The sequence below is a fragment of the Roseicyclus sp. genome, from assembly GCF_965662675.1.
In the GTDB taxonomy this organism is placed as follows: Bacteria; Pseudomonadota; Alphaproteobacteria; order Rhodobacterales; family Rhodobacteraceae; genus Roseicyclus.
Genome location: NZ_CBFIIK010000036.1, coordinates 1 through 22,237, shown reverse-complemented (window position 1 = coordinate 22,237; position 22,237 = coordinate 1). Strand labels below are relative to the sequence as shown.

At 63.5% G+C, this 22,237-nt stretch carries 22 protein-coding genes and 1 tRNA gene; 13 read left to right on the top strand and 10 right to left on the bottom strand.

Annotated features, from left to right (window positions below; translation table 11 throughout):
- The first annotated feature begins 125 nt into the window (after positions 1-125).
- Positions 126-199: transfer RNA gene (locus tag ACTG4J_RS07695), tRNA-Gly, on the top strand.
- 27 nt (positions 200-226) lie between these two features.
- On the opposite strand, the gene ACTG4J_RS07690 is transcribed toward ACTG4J_RS07695, so the two are convergent.
- Both ACTG4J_RS07690 and ACTG4J_RS07685 read right to left on the bottom strand, forming a co-directional pair.
- Positions 227-892, bottom strand: a complete 666-nt coding sequence (locus tag ACTG4J_RS07690; protein ID WP_439138449.1) for an SOS response-associated peptidase — start codon at positions 890-892, stop codon at positions 227-229.
- 99 nt (positions 893-991) lie between these two features.
- Positions 992-2,602 carry a bifunctional metallophosphatase/5'-nucleotidase gene (locus ACTG4J_RS07685; protein ID WP_439138447.1) on the bottom strand — a complete coding sequence of 537 codons (1,611 nt, stop codon included), beginning with the start codon at positions 2,600-2,602 and terminating at the stop codon, positions 992-994.
- 120 nt (positions 2,603-2,722) lie between these two features.
- Here ACTG4J_RS07685 and ACTG4J_RS07680 point away from each other — a divergent pair, with 120 nt between their 5' ends.
- Positions 2,723-3,058, top strand: a complete 336-nt coding sequence (locus tag ACTG4J_RS07680; protein WP_439138445.1) for a DUF952 domain-containing protein — start codon at positions 2,723-2,725, stop codon at positions 3,056-3,058.
- A gap of 1 nt (position 3,059) precedes the next feature.
- Positions 3,060-4,115: a quinone-dependent dihydroorotate dehydrogenase gene (locus ACTG4J_RS07675; RefSeq protein ID WP_439138443.1), complete on the top strand. Its 1,056-nt coding sequence runs from the start codon at positions 3,060-3,062 to the stop codon at positions 4,113-4,115.
- Between the two features lie 27 nt (positions 4,116-4,142).
- Here the strand turns inward: ACTG4J_RS07675 and ACTG4J_RS07670 are convergent, their stop codons facing one another.
- From ACTG4J_RS07670 to ACTG4J_RS07660, 3 genes are read right to left on the bottom strand one after another with little or no spacing between them, the layout of a single operon-like run.
- The gene (locus tag ACTG4J_RS07670; protein WP_439138441.1) at positions 4,143-5,465 is read right to left on the bottom strand and encodes an MATE family efflux transporter; all 1,323 of its coding nucleotides are present in this window, start codon (positions 5,463-5,465) and stop codon (positions 4,143-4,145) included.
- Positions 5,458-5,970 carry a PaaI family thioesterase gene (locus tag ACTG4J_RS07665; RefSeq protein WP_439138439.1) on the bottom strand — a complete coding sequence of 171 codons (513 nt, stop codon included), beginning with the start codon at positions 5,968-5,970 and terminating at the stop codon, positions 5,458-5,460. Before ACTG4J_RS07665 ends, ACTG4J_RS07670 begins: the two co-directional genes overlap by 8 nt.
- Positions 5,967-6,425: a PaaI family thioesterase gene (locus ACTG4J_RS07660; protein WP_439138437.1), complete on the bottom strand. Its 459-nt coding sequence runs from the start codon at positions 6,423-6,425 to the stop codon at positions 5,967-5,969. The genes ACTG4J_RS07665 and ACTG4J_RS07660 overlap by 4 nt, the downstream gene beginning before the upstream one ends.
- A 163-nt stretch (positions 6,426-6,588) precedes the next feature.
- Between ACTG4J_RS07660 and ACTG4J_RS07655 the strand changes: the two genes are divergently transcribed.
- Complete coding sequence (locus ACTG4J_RS07655; protein ID WP_439138435.1) at positions 6,589-6,951, top strand: MerR family transcriptional regulator; 363 nt, start codon at positions 6,589-6,591, stop codon at positions 6,949-6,951.
- Here ACTG4J_RS07655 and ACTG4J_RS07650 read toward each other — a convergent pair.
- Positions 6,948-7,523 (bottom strand): glycosyltransferase, encoded by a 576-nt coding sequence (locus tag ACTG4J_RS07650; protein ID WP_439138433.1) that lies wholly within the window; start codon positions 7,521-7,523, stop codon positions 6,948-6,950. The genes ACTG4J_RS07655 and ACTG4J_RS07650 overlap by 4 nt on opposite strands.
- 371 nt (positions 7,524-7,894) lie before the next feature.
- Here ACTG4J_RS07650 and ACTG4J_RS07645 point away from each other — a divergent pair, with 371 nt between their 5' ends.
- From ACTG4J_RS07645 to ACTG4J_RS07615, 7 genes are all read left to right on the top strand, one after another.
- A complete protein-coding gene (locus ACTG4J_RS07645; RefSeq protein ID WP_439138451.1) occupies positions 7,895-8,296 on the top strand; it encodes a MerR family transcriptional regulator in 402 nt (133 codons plus the stop codon).
- 42 nt (positions 8,297-8,338) lie between these two features.
- The gene (locus ACTG4J_RS07640) at positions 8,339-10,114 is read left to right on the top strand and encodes an acyl-CoA dehydrogenase C-terminal domain-containing protein (protein ID WP_439138431.1); all 1,776 of its coding nucleotides are present in this window, start codon (positions 8,339-8,341) and stop codon (positions 10,112-10,114) included.
- 32 nt (positions 10,115-10,146) lie between these two features.
- Positions 10,147-10,359: a hypothetical protein gene (locus ACTG4J_RS07635; protein ID WP_439138429.1), complete on the top strand. Its 213-nt coding sequence runs from the start codon at positions 10,147-10,149 to the stop codon at positions 10,357-10,359.
- Positions 10,360-10,658: 299 nt separating this feature from the next.
- On the top strand, positions 10,659-11,294 hold the full coding sequence (locus ACTG4J_RS07630; RefSeq protein WP_439138428.1) for a glutathione S-transferase family protein: 636 nt from the start codon (positions 10,659-10,661) through the stop codon (positions 11,292-11,294).
- Between the two features lie 15 nt (positions 11,295-11,309).
- Positions 11,310-12,521, top strand: a complete 1,212-nt coding sequence (locus tag ACTG4J_RS07625; protein ID WP_439138426.1) for an acetyl-CoA C-acetyltransferase — start codon at positions 11,310-11,312, stop codon at positions 12,519-12,521.
- 100 nt (positions 12,522-12,621) lie between these two features.
- Positions 12,622-13,566 (top strand): nuclear transport factor 2 family protein, encoded by a 945-nt coding sequence (locus ACTG4J_RS07620; RefSeq protein WP_439138424.1) that lies wholly within the window; start codon positions 12,622-12,624, stop codon positions 13,564-13,566.
- Between the two features lie 36 nt (positions 13,567-13,602).
- Entirely contained in the window at positions 13,603-15,804 is a 2,202-nt protein-coding gene (locus tag ACTG4J_RS07615; protein WP_439138422.1) for a 3-hydroxyacyl-CoA dehydrogenase NAD-binding domain-containing protein, read from the top strand.
- Positions 15,805-15,824: 20 nt separating this feature from the next.
- Here the strand turns inward: ACTG4J_RS07615 and ACTG4J_RS07610 are convergent, their stop codons facing one another.
- Positions 15,825-16,913 carry an enolase C-terminal domain-like protein gene (locus ACTG4J_RS07610; RefSeq protein ID WP_439138420.1) on the bottom strand — a complete coding sequence of 363 codons (1,089 nt, stop codon included), beginning with the start codon at positions 16,911-16,913 and terminating at the stop codon, positions 15,825-15,827.
- 151 nt (positions 16,914-17,064) lie between these two features.
- On the opposite strand from ACTG4J_RS07610, the gene ACTG4J_RS07605 reads away from it, so the two are divergent.
- Together ACTG4J_RS07605 and ACTG4J_RS07600 are read left to right on the top strand one after the other, a co-directional pair.
- Positions 17,065-18,696, top strand: coding sequence for an AMP-binding protein (locus ACTG4J_RS07605; RefSeq protein ID WP_439138418.1), 1,632 nt, complete (start codon positions 17,065-17,067; stop codon positions 18,694-18,696).
- Between the two features lie 74 nt (positions 18,697-18,770).
- A complete protein-coding gene (locus ACTG4J_RS07600; RefSeq protein WP_439138416.1) occupies positions 18,771-19,772 on the top strand; it encodes a hypothetical protein in 1,002 nt (333 codons plus the stop codon).
- A gap of 13 nt (positions 19,773-19,785) precedes the next feature.
- Here ACTG4J_RS07600 and ACTG4J_RS07595 read toward each other — a convergent pair whose 3' ends face one another.
- From ACTG4J_RS07595 to add, 3 genes are all read right to left on the bottom strand, one after another.
- Entirely contained in the window at positions 19,786-20,691 is a 906-nt protein-coding gene (locus ACTG4J_RS07595; protein ID WP_439138414.1) for a hypothetical protein, read from the bottom strand.
- Positions 20,692-20,768: 77 nt separating this feature from the next.
- On the bottom strand, positions 20,769-21,401 hold the full coding sequence (gene upp, locus ACTG4J_RS07590; RefSeq protein ID WP_439138413.1) for a uracil phosphoribosyltransferase: 633 nt from the start codon (positions 21,399-21,401) through the stop codon (positions 20,769-20,771).
- Positions 21,398-22,237 (bottom strand): adenosine deaminase (add, locus tag ACTG4J_RS07585; protein ID WP_439138411.1); only part of this gene is annotated, 840 nt, incomplete at its 5' end. The genes upp and add, both read right to left, overlap by 4 nt.

Here is a 22,237-nt window from a genome sequence, read left to right as displayed (position 1 = left end):
ACCGGCAGCGGCAATTCCATCCTCCTCTCAGGCGTCACCCTCGCCGATCTCGACAATACAGACTTCATCTTCTGAGGGGGAGCTTGACGGGCGGGTCGATGGGCTTTACCTGACAGCGCAGCGCTGCGGGCGTTGTGTAATGGTAAGACCCTTGCCTTCCAAGCAAGAGACGCGGGTTCGATTCCCGCCGCCCGCTCCATCCCCTTTTTCACCGACCACAGGGCGTTCAGGCGGCAAAGGGAACGATCAACCCTTCGCCTTCGGCACGGTTGGAATTCACCTTGGGATCGACGCGCCAACGCGCGTAATGCCCATCAGGTGCGGGTCGCATAAGGGGGGCTGCCTTCTCGCCCGTCTCGCCCAGCCAGCGCGCCCAATCGGCGGGTGTGAGACAGACCGGTTCACGGTGATGGGTGTCCGACATCCAAGCCGAGGCCGCCGTCGTCACGATGGCCACGCCACGCAGCGCCGCCTCACCCTGCCCCCAATCCTGCCAGACACCCGCAAAGACCAGCGGCGCCCCATCCGCGGCGGTGAAATACCACGGCAGGCGGTTGCCAGCCTCATCCTGTGTCCATTCGTAAAACCCCGTGGCGGGCACAAGGCAACGCCGCGCGCGCACGGCGGCGGCAAAGGCCGGCTTTTCTGCAATGGTTTCGCCGCGCGCATTGATCAAAAGCGGCCCATCGGTGGGCGTCTTGTACCACTGCGGCACGAAGCCCCAGCGCATCGGCCGCAAGACCCGCCGCCCCTGCCCCGCGCAGATCACGCCGACCGCTTGCGTGGGACAGATATTGTAGCGCGGCACGGGCGGTAGATCATTGGCGGGCACGGCATCGAAGAGCCGCGCCAGAGCCTCGGTCGGATGGGTCATGGTCATGCGTCCACACATGGCCCCAGCATAACGACCACCCCCTTGTACGGAAAGCCTGACAAGAAAAAGGCCGGCGCGCGGGGGCGCGCACCGGCCTGGTCCTGCGATCATGCGATCTTATTCGGCAGTCGAAATCCGCCCGTCCGTGTAGGGAGCATAAGGGCTGTTCTGGCCGAGATAGCTGGCCGCGACCTCTTCCAGACCGGGGCCGAAATCATAGGCATTCTGCGCGTTATTGGCGAAGACACGATAGCCATCGCCACCGCCGCGCATGAAGTTGTTAGAAACCACGCCATAAACGGTCGCCGGGTCGAGCGGAGACCATGTTCCGCCCATGTCGACCTCGACCGAGACGATGCGCGCGCCGGGATCAGCGGCGGGGTTCCAAACGAACCGCAACCCCGAGACCTGCGGGAAGCGGCCCGCCCCCTCCTCGACCTGGCTGACTCCGTTTTCGAGGGCTGTCAGCACATCGGCCCCGGTCAATTGGAAGGTGGCGAGCGTGTTCTGGAAGGGCAGCACGGTGAAGACCTCGCCCATCGTGACCTCGCCTTCATCGATCGAGGCGCGCAAGCCCCCGCCATTGGCGATCGCGATCTGGATGCCTTGGTCGCGCACCCGGTCAAGCATCGCGTCGGCAACGAGATTGCCCATCGGGCATTCCATCACGCGACAGACCGAGCGGTCGCCCTCGATGAAGGCGCTGGTCTCTCCCACCATCTCGGCCATGGCGGCCTCGATCGGACCGGCAAGCTCGCCCACGCGGGCGGCGATGGTTTCATCAGGTGTGACCGAGGCGTCGAGCAGCATGGTATTGCCCTCGGCATAGACCACCGCGCCCGCATCGTCGAAGGTGACGGTCAAATGCCCCAGATACTTGGAATAGGCATAGGCGGTGACGATCGGCACCAATTCACCCGCCGGATTGCTGATCCACAGCGGATAGGGGCCGTCGCGGTCGGGGTCATCCTGGCTGAGATAGGTGTGCGAATGGCCGCCCACGATCACATCGATGCCCGTCACGGCCTCGGCGATGCGGATATCGGCAGGCAGGCCCACATGGGTCAGCGCGATGATCTTGTCGACGCCTTGGGCGGTCAATGCATCGACATCGGCCTGCAGGGCGGCGATCTCGTCTTGAAAGATCACGCTCGGCCCGGGCGACGAGATTTCCTGCGTGTCGCGCGTCAGCGCCGCGATGATGCCGACCTGCATCCCGTTCACATCCAAAACGACATGATCCTGCACCCGGCCAGCAAGCGCGGGGTCGGCGCTGACATCGAGATTGCCCGACAAGACCGGGAAACTGACCGCGTCGAGCAGTGGCAAGAGACCCTCGGGGCCGTTGTTGAACTCGTGATTGCCCAGCGCCATGGCGTCGAAGCCGATGGCCTCCATGAACTCCCCCGCCGCGGCACCGCGATAGGTGGTGAAGAACAAGCTGCCCTGATATTGATCGCCTGCATCCAAAACGAGCACATTCTCGCCCGCCGCGACCAGTTCGCCGCGCAGGCCATCGACGGCGGTGGCGATCCGCGCCACGCCACCGAAACATTCGCCTGCCGCGTCATCCTCGGCCGAACACGTGCTGTCGAAGCGGTTGATCGGCTGGATACGGCTGTGCAGATCGTTGATATGCAGGATATGCAGGGTCGTCTCGGCATGCGCTGACGCGGATACAGCCAGCGCTGCGATGATGGCGGTGGTACCCAAGATACGTGTCTTCATGGCAGTACTCCGTTTTATGATTACCCGACGCAGATTACGGGCCTTGCAGCGCAGGTAAAGCCGCTTCATGACAGCTGCGTCACACTTGACGCGCTTTCGGCATCACGCCAAGGGAATGGCATGCACATATACAAAATTCTTCGCGCGACCGAGTGGGAGGCGCTTTCGCAATCGGGCGAGACCAAGGGCGCGCCCATCGATATCGCCGATGGTTTCATCCATTTCTCGACCGCCGAACAAGCTGCCGAAACGGCTGCGCGCCATTTCGCGGGGGTCGAGGGGCTGATCCTTGCGGCCTTCGATGCCGACGCCCTTGGCCCTGATCTGATATGGGAGCCATCGCGCGGCGGCGCGCTGTTCCCGCATCTTTATGCGCCATTGCGGCTGGCCGATGTGATCTGGCACAAGCCCCTGCCGCTGGTGGATGGGGCGCATGTGTTCCCGGAGTTGCGCTGAGATGCTCGAACGCCTTGGCCTTGCGGTGATGCACCGCCTCGATCCTGAACGCGCGCATGGGCTTGCCATCGCCGCGCTCAAGGCGGGGCTGGTGCCGGGACCGGGGCCGGTGACCTCGGAGATCTTGCGCGTCGATCTCGCAGGTCTCAGCTTGCCCAACCCCGTGGGGCTGGCTGCGGGTTTCGACAAGAATGCCGAGGCCGTCACGGCGCTAGCGCGTGCAGGTTTCGGCTTTCTCGAGGTCGGCGCTGCCACGCCGCGCCCACAGGCCGGCAACCCCAAGCCACGGCTGTTTCGCCTGTCCGCGGATCGGGCGGTCATCAACCGTTTCGGCTTCAACAATGCGGGCATGGAGGCGATCACCGAACGCCTTGCCGTCGCCTATCCGGCGGCCGTGCCAATCGGCCTCAATCTCGGGGCGAACAAGGACAGCACAGACCGCGCCGCCGATTTCGCGACCGTCTTGGCGCGCTGCGGGGCGCATGTGGATTTCGCCACGGTGAATGTCTCCTCGCCCAATACCGAGCGGCTGCGCGAATTACAGGGGCGCGCGGCACTGCAAGGCTTGCTGGAAGGTGTGATGGCCGCCCGCGCGGGTCTTGCCCGCCCGATCCCGATCTTTCTCAAGATCGCCCCCGATCTGAGCGATGAGGAGCTGGCAGAGATCGCCGAGGTCGCCCTCGCCTCGGGCATCGCGGGTATCATTGCCACCAATACCACCTTGTCGCGCGACGGGCTTGCAAGCGCGCATCGGGCACAGGCGGGCGGGCTATCTGGCGCCCCACTGTTTGAGCGTTCGACGCGGGTGCTGGCCCGGCTCTATCAACTGACCGGCGGCGCGATCCCGCTGATCGGCGTCGGCGGGGTGGCCAGCGCCGATCAAGCTTGGGAGAAACTGCGCGCCGGCGCGAGCGCGGTCCAGCTCTATAGCGGGTTGGTCTATGGCGGCATCTCGCTTGCCGGGCGCATCGCCCGAGGACTCGAGGTGCGGGCGCGGGCCGAGGGTATCACCAATCTGTCCGAGGTCACGGGAAGCGGCGTCAGCGATTGGAGCTGACGCCGGATTTCTGCGGAAAAATATGCGCTACGCCGCGGCGCGTTCCAGCGCCGGGTAACGCAGCGCAAGCGTCAGACCGCGCAGGGCGAAGAACCCCACCAGCGCCGCCCAAAGCCCGTGGTTGCCCCAGATCGGCATGAACAGCAGCACCATACCGACATAGCCTGCAAAACTGACCGCCATCATGTTGCGCATGTCACCCGTGCGCGTCGCGCCGATGAATATCCCGTCGAGCATCCACGAGGCCCAACCGATCAGCACCCCTGCAACGATCCATGGCAGATAGGCCCGCGCGCTGTCGCGCACCCCTTCAGCCGTTGTCATCAGATCGATCAAGGCACCGCCCCAGATCGCGAAGCCCCCCGCCATCAGCACGCAGACCCCCAAGCCCCAGATACTCGTCATGACCGCCGCGCGGCGTAACCCCGCCCGCGCGCGCGCGCCCATCGCGCGGCCGACCAGCGCCTCGGCGGCAAAGGCGAAGCCATCCATCGCGTAAGCCGTGACATAGACGAACTGGATCAAGACCTGGTTGGCCGCGAGCGTCACATCCCCGAAATCGGACGCGAGCACCAAAAAGGATGAGAACCCCAGCATCAACAAGACCGACCGGATCAAGATATCGCCATTGACCTGCGCCATGTGCAAAAGCCGTCCCCGGTCGAAAACACGCGCCCCGTCGCGCCAAGCGGGCTGGTTGAACGCCCCCCGGCACAGCCACAAGCCCAGCGCCAGCCCCGCCCATTCCGCAATCAGCGTGGCCAGCGCCACCCCCGGCACACCCAGCCCCAGCCCCAACACGAACCATGCCGACAGCGCGATGTTGAGCCCGTTTTGCCAAAGCTGCAGCGCCAAGACCGCACCTGTGCGTTCTTGCGCGATCAGCCAGCCGGTGATGCCATAGCCCGCGATCGCCGCTGGTGCCGAAAAGATGCGGATGCCCAGATAGGCGATCACCAGCCCCTCGACCGCCGTGGATGCGGGCGAAATCCACAAGGCCGCTGCAATGATCGGCTGTTGCAGCGCGATCAGCGCAAGCCCGGCCAAGCCCCCGATAATCAACACCCGGCTCAGAAGGGCCGCCACCTCGGCCCGGTCGCCTGCGCCGATGGCTTGCGCGGCCAGACCAACTGTTCCCATCCGCAAAAAGCCGAATACCCAGAAGATCGAGGTCACGATCACCGCACCCAGCCCCACGGCGCCAATGGGTGCTGGATCGCCCAGCTGTCCAATGACGCCGGTATCGACCAGCCCCAGAAGCGGCACGGTCGCGTTCGACACCACCACGGGCAGCGCGATGCGCAATACCCGGCCATGGCTGAGCGGGCCTTGGTCGCTCGTATCAGCCATCGCGCGGCGGCATCAGGAAATGACCCGTGGCCTGTGCGAAGAGCCTTTGGCGATGATCTTGCCAAGCCTCGACATGCACGGACGCATAGCGCCGCCCCTGCCGGTTCACCCGCGCCCGCGCATAGGCATCGCGCGGCAGGCCGCTGCGTAGGTAATCGACAGTGAAATCGATGGTCTTGGGCAGGCGCGGCAGGTTTGCGGGGCCGAGGTTATCGGCATCGATCCGACCCTGCTCCACATCATCCCAAAGCATGTTGAACGACAATTCCATGATCGCAGTCACCTCGAGAAACGAGGCGATGGCACCGCCATGCAGCGCAGGCACCAACGGGTTGCCGATCAGCTTGTCATCATAGCCCAATACGGCGGTCAATTCATCGCCGCGCCGATCAAAGCTGACGCCCAAAAACCCGATATAGGGCACAGCGCCCACAAGTGCCGCCAAGGCGCTGTCGCGGCGTTGCTTGATCAAGGCGACAGGTTCGGGCGGGCGGGGGGATCTCATGACTTGCCCCCATCGCGCGGCGTGATCCGCTCGACGGTGAAAGCACCTGTTGCGGCGGCGACAGGGCGGGTGCGATCCTCGTCCCAAGCCTCGGCGCGCACGAAAGCCACCGATCGGGTCAGGTGATAGCATTCCGCCCTTGCGGTGATGCGTTGACCGCTGGTGGCCGCGCGCATGTAATCGATGCGCAGATCGATCGTCGCTGTCCCGGCCAGCGCCTGTGGGTGGCTCATCACGGCCGCACCACCGCATGTATCCATCAAGGCAGAGACCGCACCGCCATGGACCACGGACAATGTCGGATCGCCCACGATCATCTCGGACCATGGCATCGAGATCACGGCCACGCCTTCACCGATCTCTTCGAGCCGCATCTGCAACGCGCGCGAGAACGGGATCGCTTCGATGAATTGGCGCGCGATGCGGGCCTTGTCCGCGCTTGTTTCGTCCATCATCCCGTCTCGCCTTTTGCTTTTGCGGCAATCTCCCCCGGCTGGGCGCGCGGCGCAAGGGGATGCAGGGCTTTCGCGATGGATCGCGATTTTCTATGCTCGCGACCGCAGGCGTGTATGATGTGACCCAATCATGTCGGCCTGCATGATCAGGGGGGTGTCGCGTATGCCGGAACGGCTGAATTTCAAGCAGATGTGTGCCCGCTTCGACGTGACGCCGCGCACCTTGCGCCATTATGAATATATCGAACTGCTCTTTCCCGAGCGCGAGGGGCGCGCGCGGTTTTATGGCCCGCGCGAGGTGGCGCGCATGACGCTGATCCTGCGCGGGCGGCGGTTTGGCTTTTCGCTCGAACAGATCCGGCAATGGCTCGAGATGTATGGCGCCGACCCGCAAGGCGCGCTCCAACGCCAGACATGGCTGGCGCTTGCCGATGCGCAATTGGCCGAACTGGAAAAGCGCCGCAGCGAGTTGGACGAGATCATCGCCGAGCTGCGCGACCTGCGCGATGCGACGGCACGCGCTTAACGCGGGCGCAGGCTTGCGACCAACCAATGCAGCGGTGAGGATTTATAGGCCAGCGGTGCCTTGAGCAATTCCGGCCCGTTTTGGACCATGCGATAGGCCTCGCTCACATCGAGAATAGTGATCCCCGCCACGCCATGGGCTGCGATCCAGCCGCCCAGCGCCTCGGTCAGCGCACCCGGCCCCAAGGCAAGCGCGCGCTTGATCGCCCCTTCCCCATCGGCCTCCACGGCGGCCACCATCCGGCTGGACATGTGCAAAAGCGCGTTCCACGCAAGATCATGGCCCGCTTGAAATCCCATGCACCAATTGGGGCTATTCTTGCGCTCGGGCAGGTTCCACTTGAACAAGAGCGCGTCGGTGAACGAAAGCCAAAGGTGCGGCCCCGTTTCGGCGCGCAGCGCCATATCGGCATCCAGATAGACCCCGCCATATCGATGCATGACAGCCATCCGCAAAATATCGCTTTTCATCGCCGCATGCGGCGCGATCTCATAGGCACGCACAACGATATCGGGAAAGCCGTCGGCCAACAGCGACGCGCCGCTTTTTGCATCCCAGACACGATGTATCACTTCAGCCCCTGCGCAGACCTTCGCGCAATGCGCCAAAAGCCTACGGATCTGATCGGGCGGGTCGCGATCCCAATACTGATGGAGGATGCGCGGCGGGCGCGACCGCTGATGGTTACCCAAACAAACGCAGGCTTGCTGCAGTGGCAGCGAAACGGGGACAACGGCGTACGGATCACTCATGGCGCTATCTTGCCGATGCCACAGCCCACGGCAAGCGCGCTCATCCTTTGAATGGGCCCAAATGACGCTCCGTCATCAAAGAAAGTGACGCAACGTCGCCTTTACGTCAACGTCATGCTATCGTGTACTCCTTGTGCCGACTCATAGCCAGAGGCGGCCGATCAACGATGTTCGACATGGACGATCCACACATGACCGCAGATGAAATGACGATACGCGAGATGTGCGATGCTTTCGCGGTAACGCCGCGCACATTGCGTTTCTATGAACAAAAAGAGCTGCTCTTTCCGGCCCGCATCGGCCAGAAGCGTTTGTTTTCAAAGCGCGATCGCGCCCGACTCAAGCTGATCTTACGCGGCAAGCGGTTTGGCTTCAGCCTCGAGGAAATCCGCCAGCTGCTCGACCTCTATTATGTCGGCGACCAGCAGGCCACACAGCTGAGCCGGACGCTCGATATCGCGCGCGACCGCCTACAGGACATGGAACGCCAGCGCGCAGAGTTGGACGTCGCCATCTACGACCTGAAATCGCAGATGGGCCTTGTGGAAGAAATGCTTGCGACCGTCGGCACCCCGCAACGCGCCGCCCAATAACCTGACCAGTTCCGCACCCACCAACCATCGGGAGCCCTCACCATGCCCAGCTACACCGCCCCCAGCAAAGACATGCAATATGTGCTGCATGATGTGCTCGACATCGCCGCAAGCGACATTCCCGGCTATGGCGATCTGGACCGCGACTTCACCGCCGCGATCTTGGATGAGGCCGGCAAGATCGCGTCAGAGGTTCTCGCGCCGCTGAACCCGGTAGGGGATACGGTGGGCTGCAAGATGGAGAACGGTGTGGTCTACACGCCGCCCGGCTTCAAAGATGCTTTCGCCCAGATGAAGGAAAACGGCTGGCCCGGCATCGACATGCCCGAAGAGTTCGGCGGCCAAGGCCTGCCTTATGTGATGGGCACGGCGGTGGGCGAATATTTCTCGGCGTCCAATCAAGCCTTTACCATGTATCAAGGCCTGACACATGGCGCGGCCTCGGCCATTCTCGCGCATGGCAGCGAGGACCAGAAAGCCACCTATCTGCCCAAGATGGTCGCCTGTGACTGGACCGGCACAATGAACCTGACCGAGCCCCATTGCGGCACCGATCTGGGTCTGATGCGCACCAAGGCCGAACCGCAGGCCGATGGCAGCTACAAGGTGACGGGCCAGAAGATCTTCATCTCGGCCGGTGAACACGACATGGCCGAGAACATCGTGCATCTGGTCTTGGCCAAGATCCCCGGCGGGCCGGAGGGGATCAAGGGCGTCTCGCTATTCATCGTGCCGAAATTCCTCGTGAATGAAGACGGCAGCCTTGGGGCGCGCAATGGCGTGTCATGCGGCAAGATCGAAGAAAAGATGGGCATCCATGGCAACGCCACCTGCGTGATGAATTACGACGGGGCGACCGGCTATCTTTTGGGCGAGGCGCATAAGGGCATGCGCGCCATGTTCACCATGATGAACGAGGCCCGCCTTGGCGTCGGCATGCAAGGGCTGGCACAGGCAGAGATCGCGTTTCAAAATGCGCTGGCCTATGCCAAGGACCGCTTGCAGGGGCGCGATGTGACAGGTGTGAAAAACCCCGATGGCCCCGCCGACCCGCTGATCGTGCATCCCGATATCCGCCGCAACCTGATGGAGCAGAAAAGCTTCGCCGAAGGCGCGCGTGCCTTTCTGCTCTGGGGGGCCACGCTGATCGACGCGGCGCATCGCAAGGGCGACAAGGATGCCGATGGGCTGGTCTCGCTGATGACACCGGTGATCAAGGGGTTCTTGACCGACAAGGGCTTCGAGATGACGGTGCAGGCCCAGCAGATCTATGGCGGGCATGGCTATATCGAAGAATGGGGCATGTCCCAATTCGCCCGCGACGCACGGATCGCCATGATCTATGAAGGTGCCAACGGCGTGCAGGCGCTTGACCTCGTGGGGCGCAAGCTGGCCCAAGATGGCGGCAAGCATGTCATGGCCTTCTTCGATCTGGTCAAAGGTTTCTGCAAGGAAAATGCCGAGGCCGAGGGGATGGCCGACTTCATCGAGCCGCTCAAGCGCGCCTCAAAGGATCTTCAGACAGCAGCGATGTATTTCATGGCCGAGGGCATGAAAAACCCTAATGCCGCGCTCGCGGGCAGCTATGATTTCATGCATCTTTTCGGCCATGTCTGCCTTGGGCTGATGTGGGCCAAGATGGCGCGGGCCTCGCATGATGCGCTGGCGGCGGGTACGGATGACCCGGTGTTCCACCAAACCAAGCTGGTCACGGCTCGGTTCTACATGACCCGTCAATTGCCGATGACCGCCACGCATCTGGCGCGCATCCAAGCGGGGGCGGACCCGGTCATGGCGCTGGAAGCGGCGAATTTCTGAAGCGTGACTGTGTCGATATCGGGAGGAGCAAGATGCCCAAACGTCTGAGACTGACCCGCCGGCCCAATATCGCGATGAGCGAGGATGGCTACCGCAAACTGCGCGCCTTGGCCGTCGAGGCGGGGCTTGATGATGGTGAGTTCCTCTCCTTTCTCTTCGAGAACTGGGGCAGCGTGATCAACGAGGAAAAGTTGGTCGCGCGGCTACGGCTGTTCAACGCCGAACTGGAGGATCGCAAGTCATGATGCACTTGCCTTGCACCTTGGCCGGGCCGCGTGGCGGGCACGTTGGCAATGCGTATTTTTGGAAAGATGAAGGGGAAGGATCGGGCCCCTGCCCGGCCGAGTGTTCGTCAGCGATGTCCGGACACCGAGACGCGCGGCACGGTCGGACAGGGGGCCTTCGCCTTTCACGGTCATCGGCTCGCCAGCCTGTACCGTGCGCCGAGCTTGGCGGGTTAACCTTAACAAAATGTTATGAGCCTTCACCTTTCCGAAAATACGCGTGACACTCGCGCCACATGCGCAATGTCTGGGAGGACGCGATGACCAACACACTCTACTGCTTCGGCGAATCCGGGAACGCCTACAAGGCGGCCATCGCCTTGCAACTGGCCGGGGTGGATTGGACCGCGCGCCATGTTGATTTCTTCGCAGGCGAAGCGCGCAGCCCGGCGTTTCGCGCGATCAACCCGATGGGCGAGGTGCCAGTACTCGATGCCGATAGGCTGATCTTGACGCAATCGGGCGTTATCCAAGATTGGATCATGGATGAGACCGGCAAGCTTTGCGGTGACGGCTCAAAGGCCACACGGCGCGAGATCCTGCGCTGGACGATCTTCGACAATCAAAAGGTCTCGGGCCAAGCCGGGCCGTTGCGGTTCTTGATGAATTTCTTGCCCGAAGACAAACGCCCCGCCGAGGTGATCGGTTTTCTGGCTGGTAGAGTGAAAGCTGCGCTCGCCGTGCTGGAGGGTGAATTGGTCGGGCGCGACTGGCTGGTGGGCGATAGCGTGACTTGCGCCGATTTGTCGTGCTGTGGCTACCTCTACTACCCCGAGACTTTCCAATTCGACCGCGCCGAATATCCTGCCATCGATGCATGGTTGACCCGCATCGCAGCCCAGCCCGGCTGGGCGCATCCCTATGATCTGATGACGCGGGCCTTTCCCGCAAGCTGACCGGAGAGACGATCAATGACCGAGGCCTATATCTACGACGCGATCCGCTCGCCGCGCGGCAAGGGCCGCCGCGATGGCGCGCTGCACGAGGTGACGGCGGCCCGTCTTTCGGCAGTGATGCTGAACGCGCTGAAAGACCGCAACGATCTGGCCGGTCACGCGGTCGAGGATGTGATCTGGGGCAATGTCACGCAAGTGATGGAACAGGGCGGCTGTCTTGCGCGCACCGCTGTGCTGGCCTCGGAGCTTGATGAGCGTATTCCGGGCCTGTCGATCAACCGCTTCTGCGCAAGCGGGATGGAGGCGGTGAATATCGCCGCCAACCAAGTGCGCGGCGGCGCGGGTGCTGCATATATCGCGGGTGGCGTCGAGATGATGGGCCGCGTGCCGATGGGCAGCGACGGTGCGGCCATCGCCGTCGATCCCTCCATCGCGATGGACAGCTATTTCGTTCCCCAAGGGATCAGCGCCGATATCATCGCGACTGAATATGGATTTTCACGCGATGATGCCGACCAGATGGCCGTGGCCAGCCAAGCCCGTGCAGCCACGGCTTGGGCCGAGGGGCGCTTTGGCAAATCCATCGTGCCGGTCACCGATATCAACGGGCTGACGATCCTCGATCACGATGAATACATGCGCCCCGGCACCGATATGCAAAGCTTGGGCGCACTCAAGCCCGCCTTCAAGGAGATGGGCGAGATGATGCCCGGCTTCGATCAGATCGCGCTGATGAAATACCCGCACCTGGAGCGGATCGACCATATCCACCATGCCGGCAATTCCAGCGGGATCGTCGATGGAGCGGCGGCGTTGCTGATCGGCAATGCGGAATTCGGCAAGGCCCATGGCCTCAAGCCGCGCGCGCGCATCCGCGCCACGGCCAAGATCGGGACGGACCCGACCATCATGCTAACCGGCCCCGTGCCGGTGACCGAGAAAATCCTCGCCGATAGCGGGATGGCGATTTCCGATATCGACCTGTTCGAGGTGAACGAAGCCTTCTCGGCGGTGGTCATGCGCTTCATGCAGGCTTTCGATGTCGATCATGACCGCGTCAACGTCAATGGTGGGGCGATCGCCATGGGCCACCCGCTTGGCGCGACAGGCGCGATGATCATCGGCACGCTGCTCGATGAATTGGAACGGACAGGCAAGGGCACGGGCCTTGCCACCTTGTGCGTCGCTTCGGGAATGGGGGCGGCGACGATCATCGAACGGATGTAGGACGACCTTGTCGTGCGTAACGAGTGAGTTGAGGACTGATGATGATTTTGCGGCGAAAAGGGCGTGCGGTGCGGACCGCTGTCGGTGGCGGCGGTACAAGATGAGCGGTCGCATCGATCCGAAAGACGGGCTGCTGAATCCGCTCGCCATCTACCAGGCGCAGATTGACGCCGTCGGGCGGGCATTTTGGAAACGGGATTGGACGCGATTGATGACATTGTTGGCCTTGCCCACGCAATTGCGCACCACGGATGCGCGGATCACGCTGACAGGCCATGACGAGGCCTTGCAGATGATGCAGGAATTGCGCGACGACATGGACCGGATGAATGTCTCGGAATACCATCGGATCGCGACCGACGCGCAGCTTGTCGATGCCGAGAGCCGCATCATCGCGGGCCAGCATATCACCCATATCATGCGCGGTGGCAGTCATGCCCGCGCCCCCTACACCTCGCGCCAGTTCATCCGCTTCGAAGATGGGCTTTGGAAATGCTATGACCTCGATTGCGAGGTGCAAAATCGCGATCTGGCCGTGGTCGGCCCCAAAACCGCACGCGCGCGGCGCGATCTTCCGGTCAATGCAGATGCGGCCAGCCGGATCTATCAAGACTGGATCGATCGCTGCGACGCGGCCTTTTGGGCCGAGGATCATGCAAGGTTGGGGGCCATGATGGCCTATCCGCATCGGATCAACATGCTTGATGATGATCGCCACTTCGATGGCCCGAGCGATCTGATCGCATCGGCGATGGGTTTTCGGGCCCATCTTCGGCAATCCGGGGTCAAGCAATTCTACCGTGTCTGCACGCAAGCGCGGCTCTTGGCCGACGGCATGGCGATCGAGGGGGCCCACTTGACCCATATCCGCACGGGGCAGGCATATCTGCTTGCCCCCTACGTGACGCGTATGACGCTGGTCTTGCGCAATGGAAACTGGCTCTGCGGTCGTCTGGATGCGACGACCACCCAACGCGACATCCCGCTTTTGAACCCGCCCGGCCCCGCATCGGACCGGCACGACCCCGCGACGGTTGGGACATGATCCCAAGCGCGACCCGAACAGAAGGATAACGGCCACATGACCGATTTCACGATGGAAAAAGGCGCAGACGGCGTCGCCGTCATCACTTGGGACGTCAAGGCGCGTTCGATGAACGTGCTGACGCGCGAGGCCTATGCCTTGGTCGATCAACTGGTCGATGACGCGCTGGGTGATCCTGCGGTTAAAGGTATCGTGCTGACCTCGGGCAAGGAGACATTCGCGGGCGGCATGGACCTCAACACACTGGCCACCATCTCGGCTGAGGCGGGCGATGATCCGGCCAAGGCGCTTTTTGATTTCACCATGGGTGGGCACCGCGTACTGAGAAAGCTCGAGCGCGCGGGGCTGGACCCGAAGACCAACAAGGGCGGCAAGCCCGTGGCCGTCGCTATCACCGGCACCTGTGCAGGCATCGGCACCGAAATTGCGCTCGCCTGTCACCGCCGCTTCATGGCCGACAACCCAAAGGCCAAGATCGGCCTGCCCGAAATCCTTGTGGGGCTGTTTCCCGGCGGCGGCGGCACGACGCGCTATTCCCGCATGGTGGGCGCGATGGCGGCGGCCCCCGTGCTGCTCGAGGGCAAGATGCTCGACCCGAAATCCGCCAAGGCGGCGGGGCTGATCGACGAGGTGGTGGCACCTGATGCGCTGCTCGCGCGGGCCAAGGAATGGGTGCTGTCCGCCACCGATGCCGAGATCGTCAAGCCATGGGACCAGAAGGGCTGGAAGATGCCCGGCGGCGCGCCCTATCACCCGGCGGGCTTCATGACCTTTGTGGGCGCCAGCGCCATGATCAACGGCAAGACCAAGGGGGTCTATCCCGCTGCCAAGGCCTTGCTCAGCGCGGTCTATGAGGGTGCGCTGGTCGATTTCGACACGGCGCTGAAGATCGAGGCGCGCTGGTTCACCCATATCCTGATGCACCCCTCCTCGAGCGCGATGATCCGCTCGCTGTTTCTGAACAAGGAGGCGCTGGAAAAGGGCGCGAACCGCCCTGCCCTACCCGATGAAAAGGTGACGAAGCTCGGCGTGATCGGGGCGGGCATGATGGGGGCGGGCATCGCCTATGTCAGCGCCAATGCCGGCATCGAGGTGGTGCTGATCGACGCAACGCCAGAGACCGCAGAGCGTGGCCGCGCCCATGCGGAAGGCATCCTCGACAAGGGGATGAAGCGTGGCAAGGTCAGCCCCGAGAAAAAGGCGCAAGTGCTGGGACGCATCAACGCCACCACCGATTACGCGGCCCTTGCAGGGTGCGACCTGATCGTCGAGGCGGTGTTCGAGGATGTGGGCGTGAAGGCCGAGGTGACGCGCAAGGTTCTGGCCGCAGTCGGCCCCGACTGCATCTTTGCCACCAACACCTCGACGCTGCCCATCGGGGAATTGGCCAAGGCCAGCGACCGCCCCGCGCAATTCATCGGCATCCATTTCTTCAGCCCTGTCGACAAGATGGCGCTGGTCGAGATCATTCGTGGGGCCAAGACGGGCGACCGGGCCGTGGCCAAGGCGCTCGATTTCGTGCGCCAGATCCGCAAGACGCCTATCGTGGTCCATGATGCGCGCTTCTTCTACGCCAACCGCTGCATCATCCCCTATATCAACGAAGGCATCCGAATGGTGGCCGAGGGCGTGGAACCCGCGCTGATCGAGAATGCGGCCAAGCTGATGGGCATGCCACTTGGGCCGCTGCAACTGGTCGATGAGACCTCGATCGATCTGGGCGTCAAGATCGCCAAGGCGACCAAGGCCGCGATGGGGGCGGACTACCCCGATGACGCCGTTGACGCCGTGCTGTTCTGGATGGCGGGTCAAGGGCGGATGGGTCGCAAATCCAACGCGGGCTTTTACGCCTATGACGCGGCAGGCAAGCGCACGGGGCTATGGGATGGCTTGGCTGCACAATACCCGGTGGCTGCAGAGCAGCCCGATCTGGTGGATGTCCAGCATCGTCTGATGTTCATCCAGACGTTAGAGGCCATGCGCGCGCTGGAACAGGGCGTCTTGACCGATATCCGCGAGGGCGATGTGGGCGCGATCCTTGGCTGGGGCTTTGCGCCGTGGTCGGGCGGGCCGTTCTCATGGGTGGACATGCTGGGCACGCCCTATGCCGCGGAGCGCTGCGACGCCTTGGCCGCCACGCATGGGCCGCGTTTTGCCTGCCCCGATTTGCTGCGCGAGATGGGCGAAAAAGGCCAAAGCTTTTACGGGCGTTTCGGGACGAAATCACAAGCGGCCTGAGATGTGGGGGTGAAAAAGCGCTAGCCGATCTTACAGGCGGCCAGTGCCGCCTCATCCGGGCAAAGCCCCAAGCCCGGCGCATCGGATACAGCCAGCATCCCGCCCGCCATTTGGGGTGGGGTGTCGGTCAAAAGCCGTGCGATGCGGGCCTGTGCGCGGTGCAGTTCCACCGCCCCTGCCCCCATCGCGCCGCACATCCACTGTAGGTTGACCAGATCCCAGCCCCCCGCCGGCGAGACCGAAAGCCCGTGACTTAACGCACCCCGCGCAGCAGCCACCGCCGCACCGATCCCGCCCGCGAAAACCGCGTTGGGCTGAATCACCTGCACCCCTGCCTCGGCCAAAAGGTCGAAGCGGTCGGCACTTTGTTCCATCTGGCCCGCACCCAAGGGCATGGGCGCCACCGCCGCCAGCAAGGCCAACGCGCGGCGGTCATTGGCGATCACCGGCTCTTCAAGCCATGCCAGGTCCAGCGCCTCGGCCTTGCGGGCAAACTCAATTGCTGCCTCCAAATCCCAACCGCAATTGGCATCGGCGATCAGTTCCGCCTTGGGCCCGATGGCGGCACGCACTGCACGAAGCCGCATCAGATCCTCATCCACGCCGCGCCCCTTGGCGGCCACCAGAACCTTTACGCCCTGTGCGCCGCCAAGAACCTCGTCGGCGCAGACACGCACCAGCGCATCGATTTCCAGCGCGGGAAAGCCGCAGGTCACATGCACCGGCGCGGCGGGCCGTACTGCCCCAAGCATCGCCGCCACGCTTTGGCCTGCGCGCTTGCCCGCCAGATCCCACAGCGCCACGTCGAGCGCCGACAGCGCCGACACCACCACCCCCGTCATCGCGCGCGGGTTCAACTGGCGCGCCAGATCGGGCAAGGGGCCGGGGCACGCCAAAGCCTCGGCCACCGCGCCGTTCAGAAGATGCGCCACCTCGGCCACACAAAAGCGCCCGGTAAAGCCATCGCCTGAAACGCCATCTGCATCGGTGATCCGTACCCGCAGAAAGGTGAAGCTGTCCTCGCCCGCATAAGGCGCGGGGTCCCCCGGTGCGGCGGTCGCGCGATGCACATGCGCCACGACCTTCAACGGCCCCTCGATCCCGATCATCGCACCCCTCCCCGCTGCGGCTGTCGCGCGACCCTATCCCTGCGCGCAGACGGGGGAAAGGCGCGGTATGACTGGTGCGCCCCCTTTCCTTTTCTTGCGCGTTGGCCCATTTGATGGATCATATTATTGCGCTTGAATTGGAGGGTGGCCGATGGGCTGGATGAAGGATGAGGCGGGCTTGGAAAAGCGCGCGGCCAATTACGTCGCTTTGACGCCGCTGTCGCATCTGGTCCGCGCGAACCGCATCTTCACCGACCGCACCGCGCTGATCGACCGGGGCTATCGCGCCAGCTACGCCGAGCTTTTCGTCCGCGTCAGCCGCCTCGCCTCGGGTCTGGCCGGGCGTGGCGTGGCCCCCGGCGATGTGGTGGCAGCGGTCTTGCCCAACACCGCCCCCCATGTCGAGGCGCATTGGGGCGTGCCCGCCTGTGGCGCGGTGCTGAATTCGATCAATACCCGCCTGGATATCGGCACGATCAGCTATATCCTCGATCATGGCGAGGCCAAGGTTGTGCTGGTTGATACCCAGTTCCTTGGCGTGGTCGAGGAAGCGATCAAGGCGCAATCCGGCCCTGCCCCCCTCATCGTCGAGGTGACCGATGCAGCGGCAGGTTATCATGCCTCGGGCCGTCACCTGACCTATGAGGCGCTCTTGGCCGAGGGTGACCCTGACTTCGACTGGATCATGCCGGTCGATGAATGGGAAAGCCTTGCACTCAACTACACCTCGGGCACCACCGGGCGGCCCAAGGGCGTGGTCTATCACCATCGGGGCGCGTACCTCATCACCATGGGTACGCCGATTTCATGGCGAATGACGCTGTATCCGCGTTACCTGACCATCGTGCCGCTGTTTCACTGCAACAACTGGTGCCATGTCTGGACCATGCCTGCCGTGGGCGGCACCACCGTCTGTTGCCGCGACATCACGGCCAAGGCCATCTATGACACCATCGCCGATGAGGGTGTGACCCATTTCGGCGGCGCGCCCATCGTGCTGAACATGCTGGTGAACGCCAAAGCCACTGAGCGCCGCGCATTCGCGCATACGGTCGAGGTCTTCACCGCCGGTGCGCCGCCCGCCCCCGCGACCTTGGCCGCCATCGAAACGATGGGGTTCAACATCACGCAGGTCTATGGCCTGACCGAGACCTATGGCCCCGCGACCGAATGCACCTTCAAGGATGGGGAATGGGATCACCTGCAAGGTGACGCGCGCGCCGATGTCAAGGCGCGTCAGGGCGTGCCGATGCCGAATATGGACCATATCACCGTGATGGACCCCGAGACGATGGCACAAATCCCGATGGACAGCGCCGCCTTGGGCGAGATCATGATGCGCGGCAATTCGGTGATGAAGGGCTATTACAAGAACCCGGCCGCGACGGAAGAGGCATTCTCGGGCGGCTACTTCCACACCGGCGACATCGCGCGCCAGCACGCCGACACTTACGTCCAGATCGCCGACCGGGCCAAGGACATCATCATTTCGGGTGGCGAGAATGTCTCGTCGGTCGAGGTGGAGGGGGTGTTGATGCAGCACCCCGCCGTGCTTCTCTCGGCGGTGGTGGCCAAACCCGATGCGACATGGGGCGAGGTGCCTTGTGCCTTTCTCGAACTCAAGGAAGGGGCCAGCGCGACCGAGCAAGACATCATCGCCTTTGTTCGCCAAAGGCTTGCAGGCTTCAAGACACCCAAACGCGTGGTGTTCCAAGATCTTCCCAAGACCTCGACCGGCAAGATCCAGAAGTTCGAACTGCGCAAGATCGCGGCGGCGTTGTGATCGCTATCGGTCGTTGAGAAGTCGGCGCTCTCAAGCTATGCTGCGCGCAAAAGAAGAATGAGCAGTGCGCCCGCATGACAGCGCTTGAACAATACAGCCGCCTCGAGGCGACGGGCCTATGGCGCGAAGGGCCCGATGCGCAGCGTTGCGAGGTGCTGGTTTCATTGGGCAATGCGACCCTGATCATCGCCACCCCCGCCGAGGTCGCGCGCACCCATTGGTCCCTGCCTGCGATCATGCGGCTGAATCCCGGCAAACGCCCCGCCCTTTACGCGCCAGGCGAACAGGCCGAAGAGCGGTTGGAAATCGATGATCGTGACATGATCGAGGCGATCGAAAAGCTGCGTGCAGCCATCGAGCGACGCCGCCCGCATCCCGGGCGCCTCAGGCTCTGGATCGGGGCAAGCCTTGGCGTGGCCATGCTCGCCGGGGCGCTCTTTTGGATGCCAAGCGCCTTGATCCGTCAGACGGTTTCGGTCTTGCCCCCAGCGGGGCAAGAAGCGATCGGTCAGCAATTGCTGCACGAGATCGGGCGGCTGACCGGCCCGGTATGTAGCCCCGTCGCCGGATCGGGCGCTTTGACGCGCTTGTCGCGGCGGGTTCTACCCGATGCAGCGCCGCGGCTGGCGGTGTTGCCTTCGGCCACGCCAGCCACCCTTGCCTTGCCCGGCAATATCATCGTGCTCAACGCAGCACTTTTGGAAGATCATGACACGCCCGAAGTCGTGGCAGGTTTCATCTTGGCCGAAACCATCCGGCGCGACGCCAGCGATCCGATGCTGCGGCTTTTGCACGATGCGGGACTGATGGCGACCTTGCGCCTCTTGACGACGGGCCAGCTTGATCGCGCCGTGTTACAGGCGCATGCGATTGCGCTTTTGTCTCGCGAAACCGGCCCCATTTCAGGGGCGGACTTGCGCCCGCACTTTGACGCAGCGCGACTTGACCCCCGCCCCTATGGCGCGGCGGTCGCTGCGCCGGAATTGCAGGGCGCCAGCCCTTCGCCAGACAACAGCGCAGGCACCCTGATCAGCGATGCCGACTGGGTCAGCCTACAAAATATCTGTAGCAGATAGGCGGCCCCGTCGATCAGGGCCGCACGATGACGACATGCGCAGGCACCAGCGTGGCAGGCCCTGCGTCGCGCGCATCACGCGACAAAAGACCATTCAGCCCACGGGCCGGCGTGCCAACCAGACGCCGCGGCAAGGAGTTGGTCCAGACCTGCTCCATCTGACGCTGACCGCCCGCGACCGACAGGCCGCGATAGGGGTTGAGCCGCCCATCATCCCATGCCGCGCGGTAGCCCGCGGGCGGGTTGACCTGATAGCGCACCAATTGACGGATCGCAGGCTGGGCCGTGCCGCCCAGCGCGCTGGTGCGGTCGACCCCGCGCGCCGCATCACCGGGATGCACCGCTTGCGGTCCGCAGCGTGGATCAGCGCCCGCGAAATAGCCCCGAATATCGGCTGGTAGGTTGGTGCATGCGCCCGAGGCTGCTGGCGGCATGGGGCGCGGCGTGGTGGCCACGCGCCGTGGCTGCGCGGCGGGTGGGCGCGGCTGTGTTCCGACACTGCGCAACGCGGGCGCGGCGGGCACCGGCGGTGCGATGATCACCGGGCGCGGCGCAACGGTGGCGCTGGTGGCTGTGCGCACCGCTGGTGCCGTGCGCACCGCTGCACCCGCAGTCGCGGCGCCGCCAATCACGGTGACACCGGGTTGGTTGCGCGGCGCAGTCGCCGCCACGCGCGACGCATTTGCCCCGCCCGATGGCGCCAGCCCACAGAGCTGTCGCCTATCGCGGCCAACGCGCGGCACCCATTGGATGTTGTTTCCCACGCCGACACGCACGAAGGCGCATCCACGGCTATCCACATATTGATCGCCCCTGAAGCTGGCAGAGGGAATCTCCGCCGGCACACCTTGGGCCAAGGCCGCGCTACCGCCGGCCATGAAGGCCGCAGCCACCATGGCAGCGACCAAAAGTCGTCGCATCACATACATGCAAACCCCCACGTTTGCTACGCCGCCAGAGTGGCGCAAGGGGGTGGGCAAGTAAAGTCAAGAATGCATCATTTTGTACCGAACATGCGATCACCCGCATCACCTAGTCCCGGAACGATGTATCCGTGGTCATTGAGATGGCTGTCGAGCGATGCTGTCACGATGGGCACATCGGGATGCGCTGCCTTCATGCGGGCCACACCTTCGGGGGCGGCCAAGAGGCACAGGAAGCGGATATTATTGGCCCCCGCCTGTTTCAAAAGATCGATCGCCGCCACCGAGGAATTGCCGGTCGCCAGCATCGGATCGACGACGATAGTCAGCCGATCTTGCAGCGCATCGGGCACCTTGAAGTAGTATTGCACCGGTTCCAGCGTCTGGGGGTCGCGGTAAAGCCCGACGAAACCCACCCGCGCATTCGGCACCAGTTCCAAAATCCCGTCGAGCAGCCCGTTGCCCGCCCGCAAGATCGACACCAGCGCAAGTTTCTTGCCCTCGATGATCGGCGCGCTCATCGGGCAGAGCGGCGTATCGATCTGCTTGGTCGTCATCGGCAAGGCGCGCGTGACCTCATAGGCCAACAACAGGCTAATCTCGCGCAAGAGTTGCCGGAAGGATTTAGTCGAGGTATCAGCCTCGCGCATCAAGGTCAGCTTGTGTTGCACAAGCGGGTGATCGACGATGGTCAGATGCGCGGTCATGCTTGGGGCCTTTCCAGTCTTTTGGCGATGAATGTCTTGGTGGCCGGATCGCAAAAGGCCGCGTCCAGAGCCGTCTTGTTAACTTCGGCGAAGATCTCTTCATCCCAGCCGAAATGCCGGTTCAGGTTTTCGTAATCCGAGGTCATGGTGATGCCGAAAAAGGGCGGATCATCGGTGGAAACCGTGACCTTGACCCCACGCTCGCGCAACCGCTCGATGGGATGGCTTTTCCAATCCTTGAACACGCCCAAGACCACGTTGGAGCCGGGGCAGCATTCCAGCACGATACCATCTTCGGCCAGCCGGTCGACAAGGGCGAGATCCTCGATCGCCTGCACCCCATGCCCGATGCGTTCGGGGTTGAGTTGGTCGAGCGCATCGCGCACCGAGGCCGCACCCCCCCATTCGCCCGCATGCACGGTGATGCGCAATCCCGCCTCGCGCGCGCAGTCAAAGGCCCATTTGTAATCGCCGGGCTGGCCGATCAATTCGTCGCCCGCCATCCCGAATCCCACCAGCCAATCGCCCGCCGTATCGGCGGCGCATTGCGCAATGGGCCGCGCGCGCTCAGGCCCGAAATGGCGGATGCAAGTGATGATGCCGCGCAGCGTGATGCCATGCGTCCGGTCCGCCGCCTCGGCCGCCTCGCGGATCGCCAGCAGATATTCGCGCCACGCGCCAATATCGCCGCCGCCGCAGAAATCGGGCGAGAGAAAGGTTTCGCCGTACACCACGCCATTGGCGGCGCTTTCCTCCAGCACGGCCGTTGTCAGCCGGGCGTAATCCTCGGGGCTTTGCAAGACACTGGTCGCGGCCTCATAGACCGACAGGAAATG

Bases quoted from the DNA above. Each gene is read 5' to 3' on its own strand.
- ACTG4J_RS07690 (WP_439138449.1), bottom strand. From the start codon at position 892: ATGTGTGGACGCATGACCATGACCCATCCGACCGAGGCTCTGGCGCGG.
- ACTG4J_RS07685 (WP_439138447.1), bottom strand. From the start codon at position 2,602: ATGAAGACACGTATCTTGGGTACCACCGCCATCATCGCAGCGCTGGCT.
- ACTG4J_RS07680 (WP_439138445.1), top strand. From the start codon at position 2,723: ATGCACATATACAAAATTCTTCGCGCGACCGAGTGGGAGGCGCTTTCG.
- ACTG4J_RS07675 (WP_439138443.1), top strand. From the start codon at position 3,060: ATGCTCGAACGCCTTGGCCTTGCGGTGATGCACCGCCTCGATCCTGAA.
- ACTG4J_RS07670 (WP_439138441.1), bottom strand. From the start codon at position 5,465: ATGGCTGATACGAGCGACCAAGGCCCGCTCAGCCATGGCCGGGTATTG.
- ACTG4J_RS07665 (WP_439138439.1), bottom strand. From the start codon at position 5,970: ATGAGATCCCCCCGCCCGCCCGAACCTGTCGCCTTGATCAAGCAACGC.
- ACTG4J_RS07660 (WP_439138437.1), bottom strand. From the start codon at position 6,425: ATGATGGACGAAACAAGCGCGGACAAGGCCCGCATCGCGCGCCAATTC.
- ACTG4J_RS07655 (WP_439138435.1), top strand. From the start codon at position 6,589: ATGCCGGAACGGCTGAATTTCAAGCAGATGTGTGCCCGCTTCGACGTG.
- ACTG4J_RS07645 (WP_439138451.1), top strand. From the start codon at position 7,895: ATGACCGCAGATGAAATGACGATACGCGAGATGTGCGATGCTTTCGCG.
- ACTG4J_RS07640 (WP_439138431.1), top strand. From the start codon at position 8,339: ATGCCCAGCTACACCGCCCCCAGCAAAGACATGCAATATGTGCTGCAT.
- ACTG4J_RS07635 (WP_439138429.1), top strand. From the start codon at position 10,147: ATGCCCAAACGTCTGAGACTGACCCGCCGGCCCAATATCGCGATGAGC.
- ACTG4J_RS07630 (WP_439138428.1), top strand. From the start codon at position 10,659: ATGACCAACACACTCTACTGCTTCGGCGAATCCGGGAACGCCTACAAG.
- ACTG4J_RS07625 (WP_439138426.1), top strand. From the start codon at position 11,310: ATGACCGAGGCCTATATCTACGACGCGATCCGCTCGCCGCGCGGCAAG.
- ACTG4J_RS07620 (WP_439138424.1), top strand. From the start codon at position 12,622: ATGAGCGGTCGCATCGATCCGAAAGACGGGCTGCTGAATCCGCTCGCC.
- ACTG4J_RS07615 (WP_439138422.1), top strand. From the start codon at position 13,603: ATGACCGATTTCACGATGGAAAAAGGCGCAGACGGCGTCGCCGTCATC.
- ACTG4J_RS07610 (WP_439138420.1), bottom strand. From the start codon at position 16,913: ATGATCGGGATCGAGGGGCCGTTGAAGGTCGTGGCGCATGTGCATCGC.
- ACTG4J_RS07605 (WP_439138418.1), top strand. From the start codon at position 17,065: ATGGGCTGGATGAAGGATGAGGCGGGCTTGGAAAAGCGCGCGGCCAAT.
- ACTG4J_RS07600 (WP_439138416.1), top strand. From the start codon at position 18,771: ATGACAGCGCTTGAACAATACAGCCGCCTCGAGGCGACGGGCCTATGG.
- ACTG4J_RS07595 (WP_439138414.1), bottom strand. From the start codon at position 20,691: ATGCGACGACTTTTGGTCGCTGCCATGGTGGCTGCGGCCTTCATGGCC.
- upp (WP_439138413.1), bottom strand. From the start codon at position 21,401: ATGACCGCGCATCTGACCATCGTCGATCACCCGCTTGTGCAACACAAG.